Annotated in this window: 12 protein-coding genes; 2 read left to right on the forward strand and 10 right to left on the reverse strand. The window is 73.3% G+C overall.

What is annotated here, in order from left to right; translation table 11 throughout:
• Positions 1–110: 110 nt before the first annotated feature.
• A complete protein-coding gene (locus DEI86_RS12140) occupies positions 111–4,787 on the reverse strand; it encodes an Ig-like domain repeat protein (protein WP_111049667.1) in 4,677 nt (1,558 codons plus the stop codon).
• A 262-nt stretch (positions 4,788–5,049) separates the two neighbouring features.
• Here DEI86_RS12140 and DEI86_RS12145 point away from each other — a divergent pair, with 262 nt between their 5' ends.
• Together DEI86_RS12145 and DEI86_RS12150 are read left to right on the forward strand one after the other, a co-directional pair.
• A complete protein-coding gene (locus DEI86_RS12145; protein WP_111049668.1) occupies positions 5,050–6,063 on the forward strand; it encodes a LacI family DNA-binding transcriptional regulator in 1,014 nt (337 codons plus the stop codon).
• Positions 6,064–6,232: 169 nt separating this feature from the next.
• Positions 6,233–7,768, forward strand: coding sequence for an alpha-N-arabinofuranosidase (locus DEI86_RS12150; RefSeq protein ID WP_111036983.1), 1,536 nt, complete (start codon positions 6,233–6,235; stop codon positions 7,766–7,768).
• A gap of 164 nt (positions 7,769–7,932) precedes the next feature.
• Here the strand turns inward: DEI86_RS12150 and DEI86_RS12155 are convergent, their stop codons facing one another.
• The 9 genes from DEI86_RS12155 to DEI86_RS12195 all read right to left on the reverse strand — a co-directional run bounded on the left by DEI86_RS12155 (position 7,933) and on the right by DEI86_RS12195 (position 17,611).
• Positions 7,933–8,211 (reverse strand): GlsB/YeaQ/YmgE family stress response membrane protein, encoded by a 279-nt coding sequence (locus DEI86_RS12155; protein WP_111011159.1) that lies wholly within the window; start codon positions 8,209–8,211, stop codon positions 7,933–7,935.
• Positions 8,212–8,331: 120 nt separating this feature from the next.
• Positions 8,332–9,306 carry a helix-turn-helix domain-containing protein gene (locus DEI86_RS12160; RefSeq protein WP_111049669.1) on the reverse strand — a complete coding sequence of 325 codons (975 nt, stop codon included), beginning with the start codon at positions 9,304–9,306 and terminating at the stop codon, positions 8,332–8,334.
• A 156-nt stretch (positions 9,307–9,462) separates the two neighbouring features.
• The gene (locus DEI86_RS12165) at positions 9,463–10,215 is read right to left on the reverse strand and encodes a triacylglycerol lipase (protein ID WP_258370214.1); all 753 of its coding nucleotides are present in this window, start codon (positions 10,213–10,215) and stop codon (positions 9,463–9,465) included.
• Positions 10,212–10,985 carry an alpha/beta fold hydrolase gene (locus DEI86_RS12170; RefSeq protein ID WP_181434934.1) on the reverse strand — a complete coding sequence of 258 codons (774 nt, stop codon included), beginning with the start codon at positions 10,983–10,985 and terminating at the stop codon, positions 10,212–10,214. The genes DEI86_RS12165 and DEI86_RS12170 overlap by 4 nt, the downstream gene beginning before the upstream one ends.
• 138 nt (positions 10,986–11,123) lie before the next feature.
• Positions 11,124–12,683 (reverse strand): CdaR family transcriptional regulator, encoded by a 1,560-nt coding sequence (locus tag DEI86_RS12175; protein ID WP_258372052.1) that lies wholly within the window; start codon positions 12,681–12,683, stop codon positions 11,124–11,126.
• Positions 12,680–13,768 (reverse strand): DUF917 domain-containing protein, encoded by a 1,089-nt coding sequence (locus tag DEI86_RS12180; RefSeq protein ID WP_111049670.1) that lies wholly within the window; start codon positions 13,766–13,768, stop codon positions 12,680–12,682. The genes DEI86_RS12175 and DEI86_RS12180 overlap by 4 nt, the downstream gene beginning before the upstream one ends.
• Positions 13,735–14,937: a DUF917 domain-containing protein gene (locus tag DEI86_RS12185; protein ID WP_111049671.1), complete on the reverse strand. Its 1,203-nt coding sequence runs from the start codon at positions 14,935–14,937 to the stop codon at positions 13,735–13,737. The genes DEI86_RS12180 and DEI86_RS12185 overlap by 34 nt, the downstream gene beginning before the upstream one ends.
• Complete coding sequence (locus tag DEI86_RS12190) at positions 14,934–16,058, reverse strand: DUF917 domain-containing protein (protein WP_111011154.1); 1,125 nt, start codon at positions 16,056–16,058, stop codon at positions 14,934–14,936. Before DEI86_RS12190 ends, DEI86_RS12185 begins: the two co-directional genes overlap by 4 nt.
• Complete coding sequence (locus DEI86_RS12195; RefSeq protein WP_111011153.1) at positions 16,055–17,611, reverse strand: hydantoinase/oxoprolinase N-terminal domain-containing protein; 1,557 nt, start codon at positions 17,609–17,611, stop codon at positions 16,055–16,057. The genes DEI86_RS12190 and DEI86_RS12195 overlap by 4 nt, the downstream gene beginning before the upstream one ends.
• Positions 17,612–17,669: the final 58 nt, after the last annotated feature.

The raw sequence follows: 17,669 nt of genomic DNA on the forward strand, positions 1-17,669 counted from the left end.
AGACGCGGGAACGCGCGCGCACGGACGACGAGTGCGCGGTCGTCCGACCACACACTCGTCGTCGGCACGCGCCCCGGCGACGGGGAGACCCGACCGCCGGGGACGCAGGGTCAGACCGTACCGCTCCGCATTGGGCCCGGCCGCCGCTCCCGGAGCCGGTTCGCGGTGACGAGCAGGGCGCCGGCGAGCACGAGGAGCAGCGCGCCGAGGCCGACCATGCCGACCGCGATGTCCGACCCGGTGAACGCGAGCTGCCCGACGGACACGACCGCGGCGACCGCTGTCCGGGCGACCGCGTCGTGGATGCCGAGCACGACGCCGTCGGGGTTCAGCGCCTCGACCCGGTACGAGTACGTCGTGTCGGGGTCGAGGCCGGTGAACACGGCAGTCGTGGCACCGGCACCGAGGGTGCGCGACGCGACCGCGTGGGCGAGGTCGCTGCTCGCGGAGACGACGATCCGGTAGGCCGTGGCACCGGGGATCGGCTTCCAGGTGGCCGTGAAGGACCCACTCGCCTTCGACGGGACCACGATCGGCTCGACCGTGTGGATCGCCGTCACGACGATCGCCGTCGTCGCCGACGAGGGTCCGTACGAGTCGTCGCCCGTGTACGCTGCCGCGACCGTGTCCGAGCCGGGCACGATGCCCGCGGTCGAGCACGTGCTGTGCGGGAGCGTCAGCGTGCAGAGCACCCGGTGGTCGACGCGCAGGGTGACCGTACCGGTGGCGTGCGCGGGCAGGCCACCGATCGTCAGGGTGACCGTGTCGCCCCACGTGGTGCTCGACGCTGCAGCGTGCACCGTGACCGCGGTCGCGGCCCGCGCCACGTGCATGGTGATGGGCGTGCCGGTCGAGCCGTCGTGATCGGCGTCACCCGAGTAGACGGGCGTCACCTGGTGTGTGCCGGTCGGCAGGTCGGTGACCGTGGTGCAGCTCGTCGCGCGCCCGAGTTGCACGGTGCAGAGGGTCGTGCCGGCGTCGTCGGTGAACGTGACCGTGCCCGTGGCGCCGGCGGGCAGCCCGGTCGGGGTCAACACCACGCCGGTGCCGTAGGTGGTGTCGATCGTGCCGAGGCCAGCGCCGCTGCCGCCGCCCGCGCCGCCGCCACCCGAGCCGCTCCCGCTGCCGCTCCCGGTCCCGGTCCCGCTGCCGCTCCCGCCCCCGGCGCCCGTGCCACCACTGCCCGGCACGACGGCGACGGCCGTGGGCGCCTTGGCGACCGTGATCGTCAGGGTCTGCGTCGCCGTGGCGGGCGCGTGGTCGTCGTCGCCCGGGACGAACGTCGTCGTCACCGTGTGGGTCCCGGCGCCCAGCGCGGCCGAGGTCGTGCACGAGAGCGCGGGGAGCTGCACGGAGCAGAGGACCTGGTGGTCGTCGTCGGTGAACGTCACGGTCCCGGTGGCGCCCGGAGCGATGCCGGCGACGGTCAGGGTGACCGGCGTGCCGTGGACGGGATGGTCGTCGCTGACGCTCGCGGTGATGCTGCTCGACCTCGCGGCGACGACGAGCTGGACCGCCGGGCTCGTGCTGCCGACGTGGTCGGTGTCGCCCGTGTACGTCGCGGTGATCGCGTAGCTGCCCTTGTGCAGGGTCGACGGTGTGACCGTGGTGGCAGCTGCGCCGTCGCGCACGTCCGCCGAGCCGAGCGCCAGCCCGTCGCTCGTCGCCCACGTGACGGTGCCCGACGCACCGGCGGGCAGGTCCGTCACGGCGAGCGCGGCCGTGTCGCCGTAGTCCATGGAACTCGTGCTGCCGCCGTCGATGGTCGCCCCGATCGCCGTCGTGGCGCGCTGGACGACGAGCGTCACGACCGGGCTGTCGACGGCCTCGTGGTCGTCGTCGCCGACCCAGTGCGCGATGACCTGGTACCTGCCGGCGGTGAGGGCGGCGTCGGTGTCGATGCTGGGCCTCCCGGCCGTGGCCGTGCCGAGCACGGTGCCACCGGTCGTCGCGAACCGGATGACGCTGTCGCTGGCGGCGCCGCTCGGGAGGCCCGTGGCGGTCAGGCGCGCGGTCGTCCCGTAGGTCACGGTGTCGGCGTCGCTCGTGTGGCCGTCGGCCGTCACGCCGATGGCGGCGGTGGCCTTCGCCACGTGCACGGCGACCGGGTCGCTCGAACCGCCCACGTGGTCGGTGTCGCCGTCCCAGCTCGCGCTGACCGTGTGGTCCCCGGCGGCCAGCGCGGTCGTGGTGCACGAGGTCGCGGGCAGGTGCACGGTGCACAGCGGGGCGCCGCTCTCGTCGGTGAACGCGATGGTGCCGCTGGCTGCAGCGGGTGTGCCCGTCGCCGACAGGGTGAGCTCGTCGCCGAAGGTCGGGGTCGGGTCGCTCACGGTGGTGGTCATCGGGACGGCCTGTACCCGGTCGACCGTGAGCGTCGCGACGGAGGACGTGCCGCCGGCGTAGTCACCGTCGGTCGTGCCGGCGTAGGTCGCGACGATGCGGTGCGCACCGGCGTCGAGCGTGCTCGTCGGCGTGCAGGACGTGTCGGGCAGCGTCACCTGGCACAGCGCGGGCGCGTCGGCGGACCCGGGGTCCGCGGACGCGTCGCGGAACGACACGGTGCCCGCGGCGTCGGACGGGAGGCCCGTCACGGCGAACGTGGGGACGTCACCGTACGTCGTGGTCGCGGTGGTGTGACCGTCGACGGTCGTGGCCGAGCTCGTGGCTGCCTGGCCGACGTGCACGGTCGCGGTGTTCGTGGCCGTGGAGGCGGCGGTCGCGCCGTCGCCGGAGTACCGCGCGGTCACGACGTGGTCGCCGAGCGCCAGCGTGGTGGGCTGCGTGCACGAGGGCGTCGTGGTACTCGCGTCGGCGGTGCAGGCGGCGGTGCCGTCGACGAGGAACGTCACGGTCCCGGTCGCACCCGAGGGCAGCCCGGTCGCGCTGTAGGTCGGCTCGACGCCGACGCGCGTGGTCTGAGCCGGTGAGGCGCCGACGGTGAACGCCGAGGAGCGGAGCGCGACGTCGACGGACGCCGTGCCCTTGGACCCGGATCGTGTGGTGTCGCCCGAGTAGGTCGCGGTCACGACGTGCGGACCGGCGGCGCCCTCGACGACGGAGCACGACGCGGTGCCGTTCGCGACGGGGACCGCCCTGCACACGGTCGTGCCGCCCTGCGTGAACGTCACGGTGCCGGTCGCGGCCGTGATCGTGCTGCTCGGGCTGCCGGTCGTGGTGACGGCGGCCGTCACCGTCGTGGCGCCCCCGGCCGTGATGGAGGCCGGCGAGGCCGAGACCTGGAGGGCCGTCGGGACGTGCGCGACCGTCGCGGTCGCGTGGGCGGACGCGGTGGTGAGGGCGTCGGTCGACGCGACGGTCGAGGTGATCGTGGCGGTCGTGCCGACGGCGCCGCTGACGGTGTACGGGATGTGGATCGCGGGGAGGGCGGTGCCGGGCTGCGTGCCGGCGGCCGAGGAGTCCGTGCACGCGACGGTCTGACCGCTGGAGTCGGACGGGTCCGTCGCGCAGCTCCAGGTGCCGTCCGAACCACCCGCAGCGTTCGGCGTCGCACCCGCGTCGAACCGGGTGGTGACCTTGACGAGGCCCTGCTCGGCACCGCCGCTCGCGGCGACGGCCGGCGTGACGGTGTAGATGTCGCTGTCGCCGCGCTGTGGCGAGGGGTCCGACACGGACGCCGTGGCCGCGAGCTGCGGCACCGCGCCCGTGAGCGAGGTCGCGGTGAACTGGTTCACCTCGTGGACGTCGTAGGAGCCGCCGGTCGACCCGACCCACCCGTAGGTGAGCTTGTACGGGTACCCGGTCGACGGATCGATCCAGCTGGCGGGGAACGTGGCACCGGAGGTGGTCACGTTCGGCAGGGTGCCCATGAGGGTCTGCGGTCCAGCGGTGGCGCCGATCGAGTCGTACACGATCGCCCAGTTGCCCGCGGGGACGGCGGTCTTCGGCAGGACCGAGGTGCCGTTCGCACCCGTCATCCCCTTCGACAGCACCGTCGCCGTCGAGGTGTTCACGACGATCTCGACGGGCACGTCCGCGTCGGTCCGGCTGGACACCGTGGCCTCGGTCAGGGCACCCGAGGGCGGGGAGCTCGCGATGTAGCAGTAGCCGACCGTCCCGTTGCCGGGGCCGCGGACGGTGACGTTCGCCTTGCCGTTCGTGGTGTTCGAGGCGACACCGGTGGTGCAGTTCGTCCCGCTGTACGTCGTGGTCTTGTAGTTGCCGTACGCGTCGAGTCCGAGCCCGAGGTACCCGTAGGGCAGGCCGCTCGCCGTCGAGCCGTAGTCGTGGTTCGCGCTGTAGCCGAGCGATCCACCGGTCGGACCGGTCTGGGTCGGCGGCTTCGGCGCGTAGGGGTCGGTGGCAGCGAGGTAGAACGCGATGCCGTCCGCGCCGTTGCCGCCGTACTGGTAGGAGTCGAACGTCACGTCGAGGCCCTGGGCGATCGGGACGGCGCCCTTGGCTCCCACGCCGCCGACCTTCGTCCCGGTCGCGTCCGTCAGGCGGAGCGCGCCGTTGCTGCTGTCGACGGCCGTGGTGGCGCAGCCCGGGACCGGGGTCTGCGACGTGTCCGTCCCCGCCGTGAGACAGGCGATGTTCGTCCCACCGGGCAGGGTCGGCTTCATGAAGGAACCCGAGTCCGCGATCGAGGGGCCCGTGAACGCCTCCTGCGCGTACTGCGTCGTCGCCGTCGTGGTCGCCGCCTGCGCCGCGGTCGTGGCGAGCCCGACGGACACACCGCCGAGCATGAGTGCGACGCCGAGCACGGCGAGGCGGCGGGCGGTCTTCGGGCGCGCGCGATGGCGCGCGGTCGCGGCAGCGAACACGGCGGCGGTCCTGTCGGATCAGGGGGTTCGGGTCGGCTCGGTCGCAGCGGCTCATGCCGGGGTTCCGAGTCCTCCCAAGGTACTGACGCCGCCGGTTCCATTCACCTGCATCGAGACCCCCAGTGCGGGGCACGTCCCCCGTGTGGAGGACCGGGCGGGGTCACGGGAGCTGGTCGACCGCTCAGAGAACGGACGGCCCGGGTCTGAGCCCCGCTCACGCGGGCGCCGTTCCGGGTCCCCGCGGGCGATAGGCTCGACGGCGATGCGTCCGACGGTGCGGGACGTGGCCGCCCTCGCCGGGGTGTCGCCAAAGACGGTGTCCAACGTGATCAACGGCGGCGTTCCGGTGCGCCCCGACACCCGGCAACGGGTGGAGGCGGCCCTCGCCGAGCTCGACTACGTCCCGAACCTGTCGGCGCGGGGGTTGCGCAACGGCCGGTCCGGCACGATCGCGCTCGCACTGCCCGACCTCGGGACGTCGTACTCGGCCGAGCTCGCCCGTGCGTTCGTCGAGCTGGCGCGCGGGCACGGGTGGGCGGTCCAGATCGACCAGACCGGGTCGGACCCCGCGCGCGAGATCGACCTCATCTCGCGGGCGCGGGCCCACCTGGTCGACGGCCTCGTGCTCAATCCGGTCACCCTCGGCGAGAGCGTCGTGGCGAACGGGCGGGGTCTGCCGCCGACCGTCGTGATCGGCGAGGTCGAACCGCAGGACGTGGACCAGGTCCACGTGGACAGCTTCGCGGCCGGCCGCGACGTCGGCCGTCTGCTCATCGCCACCGGGCATCGACGGATCGCGCTGCTCGGCACCTCGGACGACTCCTTCCGCACCGCCTCGAGCGAGACCCGACACGAGGGGCACCGCGCGGCGCTCCGCGAGGCCGGCCTGCCCGAGGACCCGACCCTGTCGATCGCCATCGGATCGTGGTCGACCTCGGCCGCCGCCGCAGCGATGTCCCGGTTCCTCGACCAGCACGGGCCGCCGGACGCCGTGTTCTGCTTCACGGACTCCATGGCGCTCGGTGTGCTCCACGTCCTCGCCGACCGTGGCGTCCGCGTGCCCGAGGACGTCTCGGTGGTCGGGTTCGACGACATCGAGGAGGCCTCGTTCGCGGTGCCGTCGCTGACCACCGTCTCGTTCGACAAGCGCGCGATCGCCGAGGCCGCCCTGACCGCGCTCGAACGCCGGATCGAGGACCCCGACGCGCCGCGGATCGTGCAGGTCGTGCCGCACCACATCGTCGAGCGTGCGAGCGTCGCCCCGCGCCGGGGCTGACACCCCCGCCGGATGAGCGGGCCGGCCGGCCGCGACGCGCGGCCCAGCGCGACCCCCAACGCTCGCCACCGTCGGCACGACGCGCCGACGGCGGCTTGTGGAGGCGAGTTACAACGATGTAAAACGGGAGCGACCACCACCACACGACGACGTGAGGACCACATCGCGCATGTCCACCGCAACCATCACCGTCGACCGCGAGTTCATCGTCGGTCCCGTTCCGCGCCGACTGTTCGGCTCGTTCGTCGAGCACATGGGCCGATGCGTCTACACCGGGATCTACGAGCCCGGCCACCCGAACGCCGATGAACACGGGTTCCGCCGTGACGTGCTCGACCTCACCCGCGAGATGGGCGTCTCGATCGTCCGCTACCCGGGCGGCAACTTCGTCTCCGGCTACCGCTGGGAGGACGGGGTCGGCCCCGTCGAGCAGCGTCCCCGCCGGCTCGACGGCGCCTGGCACACGGTCGAGACGAACGCCTTCGGTCTGCACGAGTTCGCCGCCTGGGCCAAGGATGCGGGGGTCGAGGTCATGGAGGCCATCAACCTCGGCACCCGCGGCGTCGAGGAGGCCCGTGCCATCGTCGAGTACGCGAACCACCCGGGCGGCACGGAGTGGTCGGACAAGCGTCGCGCCAACGGAGCCGAGGAGCCGTTCGACATCCGCGTGTGGAACCTCGGCAACGAGCTCGACGGCCCCTGGCAGATCGGCCACAAGACCGCCGACGAGTACGGCCGCCTGGCGCAGGAGGCCGGCAAGGCGATGAAGCTCGTCGACCCGACGATCGAACTCGTCGCGGTCGGCTCGTCGAACTCGCACATGCCGACCTTCGGGTCGTGGGAGTACACGGTCCTGTCGCACGCCTACGACGAGGTCGACTACATCTCGATGCACGCGTACTACCAGGAGCACGACGGCGACGCGCTGTCGTTCCTTGCGAGCGCGAACGACATGGACTACTTCATCGAGTCCGTCGTGGCCACGGCCGACGCGGTCAAGGCGAAGCGCCAGTCCTCCAAGGTCGTCAACGTCTCGTTCGACGAGTGGAACGTCTGGTACCAGCGTGGGCTCGAGACCGAGGACCAGCCGCACGTCGTCGGCAAGGCCCAGTGGCGCGAGCACCCGCGGCTCATCGAGGACCAGTACAACGTCACCGACGCGGTGGTCGTCGGTACCTTCCTCAACTCGCTCCTCCGCCACGGCGACCGCGTCACGATCGCGAACCAGGCCCAGCTGGTCAACGTGATCGCGCCGATCCGCAGCGAGGAGAACGGTCCCGCGTGGCGTCAGACCATCTACTGGCCGTTCGCCCGCACCGCGGAACTCGCCCGCGGGGACATCCTCCGTACCGTCGTCCGGAGCGACCGGTTCGCCTCGTCCCAGTACGGGGACGCCGACGTCGTCGACGCGAGCGTCACGTACGACGCCGATCGCGGCCGCGTCGCGGTGTTCGTCGCCAACCGCGGTCTCGAGGAGGCGTCGGACGTCACCGTGGCCCTCCGCGGCTTCACGGCCGGCCAGGTCACGCGTGCCGAGGTCCTGACGATCCCCGAGGGCGGGGACCGCTTCACCGCGAACACCGAGGCGGCGCAGGACGCCGTCGGCCTCACACCGCTGCAGGCGTCGGTCCAGGACGGCGCGCTCCGCACCACCTTGCCGCCGCTGTCGTGGGCGGTCCTGGAGGTCGAGGTCACCCAGGCCTGACCGGCCCCGGCTGGCCCCGGCTGGCCCCGGCTGGCCCCGGCTGGCCCCGGCCACCGTGCCGAAACCACCGGCCAGATCGCAGAACATGCCGCTCACGTTCACACGTGAGCGGCATGTTCTGCGATTTCGAGGCTCCGGAGGACCGGGAGCCCGGAGACCGGTGGTCAGCGGCGAGCAGCCCCGCGCCCCGCGAACCGCGTGTAGATGAACAGCACGATGACCGCGCCGATGATCGACCCGATGATCCCGGCAGGCTGGAAGAAGCCGTCCATCGGGTCGTGCTGGAAGATGAGGAACCCGAGGAACCCACCCACGAACGAGCCGATGATGCCGAGCACGATGGTCGCGATGATGCCCATCGACTGCCGGCCGGGGATGATGAGGCGGGCGAGCGCACCGGCGATCAGGCCGATGATGATCAAGCTGATGATGAGACCGATCAAGAGGTCCTCCTGGTGTTGCGTTAGTCCGCTACGCCACGGCGGGTTCGCCGTAGCGGTGATCAGCACCTGAGTCAACTCCGAATCCGCCCGACGTGTTACGCCGCCGTGCGCCGCGTCGGGTCAGCCGTCGCGGCGCAGCGTCGTGTTCGGGGCCTCGCCGAACTCGGCGGCGTAGGCCGCGGCGAAGCGTCCCTTGTGGCCGAATCCGTGCGCGCCCGCGATCTCGGCGACGGTGTCCGTGCGGTGGTCGGCCGCGAGCAACCGGTCCCGCACCATGCTGAGCCGAACGCGACGGAGGTACGTGGTGGGCGTCATCCCGTGCGTCCGGTTGAACGCCTCCTGCAGCCCGCGCATGCTCATCCCGGCCGCGGCGGCGACGTCGGTGATGCCGATCGGGCTCGTGGCGTGCTCGCGGATGAAGCGCTCGGCGGCAGCGACCCGGGCTTCCGCGGCCGTCCCGACCCCGTCGGGGTCCGTCGCCGGCACGACCGGCCAGTGCGGGAACGCGGCCAGGAGGCCCTCCGCAGCCGTCCGCGCCAGCGCGCGCTCCGCGTCGAGCGTCACGGTCGCGGGACCGCTGATGAGCGTCACCGCGACCTGCCGCACCATGGCCCACCACGCCGAGCGGGCCTCGCCCGTGGGGATGTGGTCGTGGTCGAACCCGAGCGGTCCCGGAGCCCAGCCCCCGCGTTCCGCCGCGACCTCCTCGACGATCGACCGATCCACGTGGAGCAGGTCCTTGTCGAAGCCGTCGTAGCGGAACGGGAACGACCCGGTGGGGTAGAGGACGGGTTCGCCCTCGGACACGTCGAGCCCAGCGATGGAGCCGCTGCCCTCCTTGAGCCACGCGACGACGTACTCGTCGGCCGACGTCTCGAGTTCACCCGACACCATCCCGGTCAGCCGGGTGGACGCGAGCGACAGCAGTCCGGTCCCGGTGACGGTGTGTCGGAAACCGAACGGCCGGCCGTCGGCGTCGGCCTGGACGTCCCAGCCGACGGCGTGGTGCGTGGTCTGCAACAACACCCGCGCCTGCTCGACGTCCTGGCTCGTCGCGACCCTGCGCTCCCGGGTGATACGGGCGGTTCCTTCCATCGTCCGCTCATCATCACGGTGCTGTGCAGGGTTCGGCAATTCCGTACGCGCACTGTTCGGCCAGACTCCGTACTGCCCGCGCTCTGCGGATGATCGGACGGTCACCGGGCCGTCATCGCGAGGACCGATCGCCCATCGGGAGCACCTGCGGCCAGGTCACTGCGGCTCCGAGGACACCGCCGGGTCGACCGCGTCGAGCACGGCCCGGTAGGTGCGCGGATCGCTGAGGATCCGGAAGTGCCCGCCGACGGGCAAGCGCTCGTTCTTCGCCCCGACGAGGGCACTGCCCTCGGGGATCATCGTGTCGAAGACGCCGTAGACCGACGTGATCCGGCCGTTCGCGTGCACGTCCGCGAGGAGCGCGGCCAGGGTCGGGTCGTGCACCGAGAACGCCCGGAGCGTCGCGTTCGGCGCGAACCGTGCGTACGACGAGCCGCCGAACGGGGCCGACACGGCGACCATCCGGTCGACGCGACCACCGCCGTCCAGCAGGGTCATCGCGTACTTGCCGATCAGTCCGCCCTTGCTGTGGGTGACGAGGAGCACGTCGTGGAGGTCCTCGGCGCGGATCTGGTCCATCACGAGTCGGGCACCGGCGCGCACCGACTGCCGGTTGTGCCGCAACGCCGTCACGACGAACACCGGGTGCCCGTGATCGTGCAGCGCGTCCATGAGGGGCCGCATGAAGTGCCACGTCTCGTACACGCCCGGCACCACGACGATCGGCTGGCGGTCACCGCTCCGGTAGTCGTCGGCCGTCGTCGGCCCGAGGCTCCGCAGCTGCCACACCGCCGCGTACCACCAGTCGAGCAGGAACCATCGCGCGTCGCGCAGGTGCACGGCCAGGCGGGGAGGTGGGTCGGGCGTGCTCCGCGCCTCCCGGTCCCGCCACCCGGTCGCGCCCGTCACCGGAGCTGCCCCACGGTCTGGACGCGGATGAACTCGTCGACGATCGCCGCGACGGCACCGGGGTGGGCGTCCTGCACGTGGTGCGGTCCGGGCAGCTCGATGAACGCGGCTTCTCGCGCGACCCCGGCGACACGGGCGGCCCAGCCGCGGGGGGCGACCGGGTCCTCGGTGCCGCGCATCACGAGCACGGGGACCTCGAGCGCAGCGACCGACCGCAGCGTCGGGTACCGCATCATCACCCGGAGCTCCCGCAGGTACGTCGGCATGCTCCGGAGGTAGTCGGTGAGGAGCGTCGCGTTCATCGCCGGCCGCTCGCGGATGCCGTCGACCGCGAGCGAGAACCCCTGCTGCAGGAGCGTCCGCCGCCGGTCGTCGATCACCGGGCCGATGAGCCCCACCGAGGTCACGAAGCCCGGGTCCTGGAGTGCCATCCCGACGACGACCTGCGTGCCCATCGACTGCCCGATCGCCAGACACTGCTCGACGTCGCAGGCGCGGAGCGCGGTGATGACGAGTCGGGCGAGGTCCTCGATCTCGAGTCGGCGATCGGGAGACGGGGAGTCGGCGAAGCCGGGCAGGTCGACCGCGATCGTCCGGTACGAGCGCGAGAGCACCCGCTGCACGCGCTTGAACGACCGGTGCGACATGCCGATCCCGTGCACCAGGACGATCGTCGGCGCCAGGGTGTCCCGAGCACGGCCGGCGGGGGCCAGGGTGCGGAGCCGGAGGACACACCCTTCGACGTCGACGGTCTCGACGAGTGGGCGCATGGAGATCACGCTACGCGGCACGCCCGACGGGATGACCATCCGCGACATCAGCGTCGTCCTCGGCGTCTCCCACCAGCGCGTGCATCAACCGCTGCACGTGGAGGAGCACCAGCCGTCGCGCGTCCTGAGCCCCGGCGGTCACTCCCGCCGAACGCGGGTCGCCAGGTGCAGCGCCAGCCGGGTCTCGGGATCGGCGAGGTCGACCGCGAGCAGCCGCTCGACGCGTGCGATGCGGTCGGCGACGGTGTTGCGGTGCACGCCGAGCACGGCGGCGGTCTCGGCGAGCGACGACTCCGCGTCGAGGTAGGCGGCGAGGGTGACCCGGAGTGCGCCGCCGCCGCGCTCGAGCGGTGCCAGCAACTGCTCCGCGGCCGGGAGGAACGTGTCGGTCTCCGTCCACGCGAGCAGGAGCTGCGCGAGGCCGAGTCGGTCCACGTGGACGAAGTGCCCCGACTCCGGCCGGCCACCGGCGAGCCGGGCGGCATCGGTCGCCTCGCCGAGGGTCCGGACGAGCCCGACGAGCCCCGCTTGCACGCTGCCGACGCCGACGGCGGTGTCGAGCCCGGGGCGGAGCGCCGCCTGCGCACGGCGGACGGCGGTGGCGACGGCACCGATCCGCAGGTGGTCCGGTTCGTCGAGGTCCGACGTCCAGAGCGCCCATCCATCACCTTGTTCGACGACGTCGACCTCGAGCCCGGCGGCCGCCATGGCGACCTCGACCTCGCCGCGGAGGGCGACCTGGTCGACGGGGTGCCGGGTGACCACACGGATGCCGACGTGCCAGGCGTCGAGCTGCCACCCCGCCGCGAGCGTCCGCTGCACGAGGCCCGGCTCCGGGCTGCCGTCCGCCGCGCGGAGCTCGTCGAGCATCGCGGTGCGGTAGCGGGCGTCGCGTTCGTCGTCGAGCCGGGTGAGCACGAGCCGGTGTCCGACGGCGACCGCGGCCACCCGGAGCGCCACGGCCATCGTGGTGCGCTCGGCTCGGACCGGCGCGGTGAGCCCGACGCCGAGCCACGCCCGCGCGCCGATGCCCGTCCCGACGGGGACGAGCACGAGGGTCTCGTCGCCGTCCGTGACCGTGATGGGGTCGCTGCCGCCGGCGGCGCGGGCGAGCATCCGCACGGCCCCGGCGCCGACCCCGGGTCCGCGGAGCGGCCGGCCGGCGGCGTCGAGGAAGCGCACGGGTGCGCCGAGCTGGCGGTCGAGCTGCCGGAACAGGTCGTCGAGGTCGGGTCCGGCCTCGAGCCCGATCCGCGCGACGGCCACCGCGGCACGGGCTGCCGGGGCCTCTCCCGTGCCGACGAGTTCGTGCAGGCGGACGGAGGTGGACCACGCGTCGTCCGTGGCGAGCACGGCCACACCGAGGCGGTCGGCGAGCGCACGGGTCCCCGGGCCGGGCGTCGGGGCGGAGTCCGGGACGGCGGCGGGGTCCGGCCGGACGACGAGCGTGCGGACCCCGACGCCGGCGGCGCGCCGCAGGAGGACGTCGAACCGCGCGTCGAACCGGGCGACCGGTGTCAGGAGCACCACGGCGCACCCGTCACCGCCGGCCGTGCCGGAGAGCTCGCGACCGACGACGTCCACCGCTCCGACGAGTCCGAGCACCCGCGCGACACCGGGGTCGTCCGGCCCCGCGAGGAGCCGGACCTCGGACGTGGCGGTCGACAGCATCGCCAGCAGTTCGCGGAGCGGGATCACCGCACGCCCGCCGGTTCGGGCACGACGTCGGCGTCCACCCCGTAGGCCCGGGGCGCGACGCGGCCGAGTCGCACGGGATCGGCCCACCACCAGTCGGCGCCGGGCAGCACGAGCACCGCGAGTTCGTCCCCGGTGCGGATGCGATCCGCCGCGACCGGGTCGAGCGACCGGGCGTCGACCACGACGATGAGGCTCGGGGTGCTCGCGACGGGCTCGCCGTCGACGAGGCAGTGCACGTACTCGCTCCCGGCCTCGATCCGGGCGACCGCACCCGTGCGGGTGTCCACGATCGCGGTGGTGCTGTGCACGAACGCCATGGCGTCACCCGCGCGGTCGACGTCGACGACGCGGCCGAGGGCGACGACCCGCCCGCCGACCGCCCGCGCCAGGGCCTCGGGGCCCGCGGCAGCGGCGAGCGCCCGCCCCGTCCGCAGGGCACGTGTGACGCTCCCCGCAACGGCTCGTGCACGCAGCGCGGCGATGGGCACCGGCCCGATCGCGAACGCGGCCCAGCCACCGCTGTGGGACACGGCCTCACGCCAGACGGTCTCGAGGTCGCCGGGACTCGGCGCGTCGACGACGATCCGGAGGCCGCTGCTCGTGGCTGCGGCCGCGGTGACCGGCAGTGCTCCGGCGGCGAACAACGTGAGCTGGTCGAGGCGGGGGGTCGCCCTGCCGACGAGGTCGGCGTCGACGAGCGGCCGCCCCACCAGGTGCGCGGTGAGCGCGGCCGCCGGCCCGGTCACGCCGCCGATCTGGGCCGGGAGGACCGCGTCGGCACGGTCGCCCGTCCAGCGTTCGACGGCGGCGAGCGCGTCCGGGAGCTCGCGACCGCTCGGCATCTTCTCCTCGAGCACGGTCGTCGAGCCGACGAGGCCCACCGCCGCGACCCGTTCGAGTCGGCGGTCGTCCAGCGACAACACGGGGACCCCGAAGCCGGGGCCGACGCGCCGGATGGCGCTGACGGTGTGGTCGACGCGACCGCCGCCACCGCAGCCGAGCAGGGCGGCACCACGCCCGAACGCGGGCACGTCGGCGGCCTGGAGGCGCGTCACGCGCTGACCGTGCCCGTCGCCTCCGTCCATGGCTCCATGCTCCCATCGGGCGCCGCGTCCGCCCCCGCCGCCGAGCACATCGGTGGACGCACGTCCCCGACGGCCCCCTGTGGATGGAGCACCTCGACGGGCGTGAACGCGTCCTCGAGCCCGAAGCAGGCCGGCCCGAACACGGCGAGCGCCTCGGGCGTGCGCATGAGCGCGGGCGTCGACACGCCGACGACGCGGACCCGCTGCCCGTACCGGAGCCGTTCGGTGGTGATCGGTTCCGCGGTCTCGGCGTCGAGCACGCAGATGAGATCGGGGACGACGGCGAGGAGCTCGTCACCGCGACGGGCGACGAGGTTCTCGTTCTGGAACACGATCTCGACGTCGCCGGCCGCGCCGCTGATCGTCGCCCGTCCACGCGCGAACCCCTCGACCGTGCGCCGCTCGACGTCGACGACCTTGCCCTCGTGCAGCTCGCGCAGGTGGGTGTAGATGGTGCGGGAGAACGCGGTGGCGAGTTCCGCGACGGGGTCGCGGTGGGCCTCCCGTGCGTGCCGGACGGCCCGGCCGACCGCCAGCGCGAGCGACAGGGTCCGCGGGACCGCGGTGTCGCGCACCTGCCGGCCGGTCATGGCGTACTCGGCGATGTAGGCGACGCCGCCGAGCCGGATCGTGACGCCGCGCGCGAGCCACTCCATCTGCCGGTTGTCGTGCCCGGTCTCGATCACGACACCGTGGCCGCGCTCGTCACTGATCGCGAGCGGCGATCCGGGCACGCCGTACACCGAGAACGTCTCCATCTGGAGCTCGGGGAACGCGCGCCCCATGCCGTCGGCGTCGACGACCGGGAGGCCCCCGGTCGCGCCGACGAGGAGGGGGATCATCGAGTTGATGCCCCCGCACTCGATGGGCATCGTGGCGGTCGCGGTGCGTCCCAGGTGCGCCTCGAGTCGCCGCAGGGCGCCGAGGGGCTCCGGGCCGGCCGGGATGCGTTCGAGCACGACCGTCGGGGCGCCCATCTGCGCGGTGGGGATCACGAAGGCGTCGTCGTCGAGCTCGTCCGGGTCGAGGATCGTGACCGGGCCGTGCTCCTGCATCGCGGCGCGGACGAGCAGCATCCCGATGGTCGGGTCCCCGCCGCCGCCCGTGCCGAGGAGCGCGGCGCCGCGGGCGAGGTCCGGGAGGTCCTCGATGCCGAGCTGCCAGCTCACGCGCGCACCCCCGGGCTCGTCGTGCCGTCGAAGCGCACCGCGTCGAGGTCGTACCCGAAGTACCGCGGACCGGCGAGTTCGAGCGCTGCGGGGCTGTGCCAGCGCGGGTCAGCCGGCGCCGTGACGATGCGGACCCGGGCGCCGAAGCGGAGCCCCTCGGTCGTGATCGGCTCCCCCGTCTCGGCGTCGAGCGTGATGACGAGGTCCGGTGTCGTGGCGCGGGCGCGGCCGTCCACCTCGACGAACAGGTGCTCGTTCTGGAACCGGAGCACGGCCTCCCGTCCGGTGTCGTCGGCCATCCCGGCGATGTGGGCCGTACCGCGCGCGAACCCGGTGACGGTCTTCCGCTCGACGTCGGTGACCTTGCCGGCGAACACGACCTGGCCGCCGAGGACGTCGGCGACCGCGGCGACCGGGTCCTCGTTCGCGGCACGCGCGTCGACGAGGGCCTCGCCGAGCCGGACGCACAGCGACAGGCTGCCGCGGACGTACGACTCCTTCATCTCCGCGCCGGACATCGCGTACTGCGACGTGATCGCCGAGCAGCCCATCTCGACCGTGGCGGTGCGGGCCAACCGTTCCGCCCAGCGGTTGTCGATCGTGTCGAACACCGCGGTGTTGCCCTTCTCGTCGGACAGGGACATCGGCGTCGCGCTGATGCCCGACAGCGTCGGCAGGACCATCTGGACCTCGGGGAACGCACGACCCATGCCGTCGCCGTCGACGAGGGGGAGACCGAGCTCCGCGGCGGCGACGATCGGCGTCGTCGAGTTCACCCCGCCGACCTCGATGCAGGCCAGGTGCGTGGGCGTCACGCCGCGGTAGGCGGCGAGGCTGCGCACCGCCTCGGCGAACTGCGTGGCGGACGGCAGCTTCTCGACCATGACCGTCGGCGCGCCGATCATCGCGACGGCGAGCACGACCGCGTCGTCGGGCAGGTCCTCGATCTGCACCACCGGGACCGGCCCGTGCTGCCGGACCGCGGCCTCCGCGAGCAGGCGGCCGATGTAGGGGTCACCACCACCGCCCGTGCCGAGGATCGCGGCGCCGCGGGCGAGCGCCGAGCAGTCCTCGCCGATCACGGTGAGCGGAGCGACGGGCGTGGTGTCGATCGCGCTCATCGGACGAGCGCCCCGAGTGCGAGGTCGCCGACGGCCTTGGCGCGGATCCGTGTCGCGTTGCCCGGCAGGTACGGGATCGGGACCTCGTCGAAGTCGACGATGTCGACCGTGGACGGGTCCGCACCGGCCGCGATCGCCCGGTCCACGGCCTCCTGACGGGCGTCGTCGACGACACTCGCCCGCTTGCCCTCGCTGATCGCGTAGACCTTGTCGATCTCGCCGCTCACCTGTGCGATCGCGGCGCCGATCGCGTTCGCGACCGAGAAGTGCTCGGGCCGGTGCACCACGCCGAGGCCCTCGAGCTCGTCCGGCAGCAGCACCGAGCCGCCGCCGACCGCGACGACCGGCAGGGGCGCCGAGGAGGTCCGCATCCGCTCGACGACGTCGGCGACGCGGGCGGCGATCACCCCGAGCGCGCGCTGCGCCACGGCGTCGGACACCCCGGCGACGAGCGAGGCGTCACCGATCACGCCGCGGCCGCCACGGACGGCGACGTCGGTCGCGGTCAGGGTCGTCCCGCCGAACACGAGCGCCTCCTCGGCGAGCCGGTAGCCGACCGAGTCCGGGCCGACGAGGGCGCCGTCCTCGCGGATGCGGGACCCGCCGCCGATGCCGATGGACAGGACGTCCGGCATGCGGAAGTTCGTCCGGACCCCCGCGACCGCGACCTCGCCCGTGGCCTCGCGCGGGAACCCCGCGGTCAGGACCCCGACGTCGCTCGTCGTCCCACCGACGTCGACGACCGCGCATGTGTCGAACCCGGACAGCACCGCGGCGCCGCGCATGGAGTTCGTCGGGCCGGACGCGAAGGTCGCCACCGGGTAGCGACGGGCGTACTCGACGTCCATCAGGGTGCCGTCGTTCTGGCTGAGGAACAGCGGGGCGTCGATGCCGCTGCCGGTCACCGACGCGGCGAGGCCGTCGACGATGCGCTCGGCGAGCTCCCGCAGAGCGGCGTTGATGATCGTGGCGTTCTCGCGCTCGAGCAGTCCGATGCGGCCGATCTCGCTCGACAGCGAGAACGCCACGTCCGGACCGAGCTCGGCGGCCATGATCTCCTGCGCGCGCTGCTCGAACTCGTCGTTGATCGGCGAGAACACCGACGAGATCGCCACCGACCGGATCCCGGCGGCACCGATCGCCGCGGCGTGCCGCCGGAGTTCGTCCGGGTCGAGCTCGGAGATCGTCCGTCCGTCGAACTCGTGGCCGCCGTGCGCCAGGAACGGTCGTGCGCCGACCGCGCCGACCAGGTGCTCGGGCCAGTCCGTGAACGGCGGCAACGACGCGGTGGCCGGCAGCCCGAGCCGGACCGCCGCGGTCGGGGCCAGTCCCCGCGCCTCGACGAGGGCGTTGATGAAGTGCGTCGTGCCGATCATCACGCCGTCGATGTCCTCGGACGTGAACGCCCGCTGCTCCTGCAGGCCGGCGAGCGCGGCGACGATGCCGGACGTGACGTCCGCGCTCGTCGAGCGCTTCACCGCCGCGGCGACCGTGCTGCCGTCCATGAGGACCGCGTCCGTGTTCGTGCCGCCGACGTCGATGCCGATGCGCATGGGGTTCCCTTCGGTGGTGCTGGTGGTGCGTGGGTTGTCTCTTATACACATCTGACGC

It is taken from the genome of Curtobacterium sp. MCBD17_028 (genome assembly GCF_003234875.1).
Taxonomy (GTDB): Bacteria; Actinomycetota; Actinomycetes; order Actinomycetales; family Microbacteriaceae; genus Curtobacterium.

What these genes read in the sequence shown, in the direction of transcription:
- DEI86_RS12145 (WP_111049668.1), top strand. Translation starts at nt 5,050, where the DNA reads ATGCGTCCGACGGTGCGGGACGTGGCCGCCCTCGCCGGGGTGTCGCCA.
- DEI86_RS12150 (WP_111036983.1), top strand. Translation starts at nt 6,233, where the DNA reads ATGTCCACCGCAACCATCACCGTCGACCGCGAGTTCATCGTCGGTCCC.
- DEI86_RS12160 (WP_111049669.1), bottom strand. Translation starts at nt 9,306, where the DNA reads ATGGAAGGAACCGCCCGTATCACCCGGGAGCGCAGGGTCGCGACGAGC.
- DEI86_RS12170 (WP_181434934.1), bottom strand. Translation starts at nt 10,985, where the DNA reads ATGCGCCCACTCGTCGAGACCGTCGACGTCGAAGGGTGTGTCCTCCGG.
- DEI86_RS12180 (WP_111049670.1), bottom strand. Translation starts at nt 13,768, where the DNA reads ATGGACGGAGGCGACGGGCACGGTCAGCGCGTGACGCGCCTCCAGGCC.
- DEI86_RS12190 (WP_111011154.1), bottom strand. Translation starts at nt 16,058, where the DNA reads ATGAGCGCGATCGACACCACGCCCGTCGCTCCGCTCACCGTGATCGGC.
- DEI86_RS12195 (WP_111011153.1), bottom strand. Translation starts at nt 17,611, where the DNA reads ATGCGCATCGGCATCGACGTCGGCGGCACGAACACGGACGCGGTCCTC.